Raw genomic sequence first — 695 nt, 5'->3', positions numbered from 1 at the left:
GGATTTACCGAAACGCGTGTCCGGGAATTACTGAAATGCTTGTCCGGGATTTACCGAAACCCGCAGTCTGCACGACCGCAGGTGCCGCTCGCGGCAGAAAATCCTTGTCTAGCGCTCGGATACAGGCGATCTTCACCTCAAACGACACGCCACTTGGGGAATGCAGGTTTAATGAAATCTGCGTAACGCATTTTTTGCGAACATAACTGAGGAGTGATTACAGTGATTGCATCGAGCAATGAGAGAAACATTTTTGTTAGACACTTTGACAGCAGCAATCAGGCACTTTCTGATGACATTTTGATAAGTGATCTGTCTCAAATTTCAGGAGAGAACTGGACTGATACTCACGGTTCGTCAATCGCGCGTCTTAAGAGTGGTGATTTTATTGCAGTTTGGGCAAATTTGTCTGGTGTTGATGGTGATGCTGCAGGAGTTTTTGCGCGATTTCTTGACCCTAGCGGGGACGCAAAAGGAAGTGTATTTCAAGTAAATACCACTTATGAGGGTAACCAGTGGTCGCCCGCAGTAAGTGCATTGTCCGACGGTGGTTTCGTGGTGGCTTGGCAAACACCTGATGGCAGCGGTCGCTCGGTGATTTTGCAAACCTTTGACGCTTTTGGGATCAAAAGGAAAGTCTGAAAAACCTCGTGCTCTGAGCGGGTTGCGGTAGACTGAGCGGGACCTTGAAGGAT

At 48.3% G+C, this 695-nt stretch carries 1 protein-coding gene; it reads left to right on the top strand.

Translation table 11 applies throughout. The features are described from left to right. Positions 1-222: 222 nt before the first annotated feature. Positions 223-642 carry a hypothetical protein gene (locus C6W91_RS21235; protein ID WP_370571624.1) on the top strand — a complete coding sequence of 140 codons (420 nt, stop codon included), beginning with the start codon at positions 223-225 and terminating at the stop codon, positions 640-642. Positions 643-695: the final 53 nt, after the last annotated feature.

Origin of the sequence: Phaeobacter sp. SYSU ZJ3003, from assembly GCF_041300735.1 — a bacterium.
In the GTDB taxonomy this organism is placed as follows: Bacteria; Pseudomonadota; Alphaproteobacteria; order Rhodobacterales; family Rhodobacteraceae; genus Phycobacter; species Phycobacter gallaeciensis_A.
This window is presented reverse-complemented; position numbering and strand designations above follow the sequence as displayed.